We start from the raw sequence: 218 nt of genomic DNA on the forward strand, positions 1-218 counted from the left end.
CTAATCTGCAAACATTTATTAAAACATTGATACCTAGCTTATTTGCAGCTACGGCATTATCGGGAAATTATACTTCCACTTTTCTTTATAGCCAGATAATGCTCATAATAATCAATGTAGTAGAAAGTATTATTCTAAGATATGTTATACCTTTTGTGTATGTAATTATTGTTCTTGAGATTATTAATAGTATCACAGAAGAAAGTATTTTATCAAAG

The 218-nt window shown here is 27.5% G+C and carries 1 protein-coding gene; it reads left to right on the forward strand.

Translation table 11 applies throughout. The features are described from left to right. A partial coding sequence (locus AACQ14_RS24435) for a stage III sporulation protein AE (RefSeq protein WP_423248011.1) occupies positions 1-218 on the forward strand: 218 nt, incomplete at both ends.

Origin of the sequence: Vallitalea maricola (assembly GCF_036985595.1) — a bacterium.
Classification (GTDB): domain Bacteria; phylum Bacillota; class Clostridia; order Lachnospirales; family Vallitaleaceae; genus Vallitalea; species Vallitalea maricola.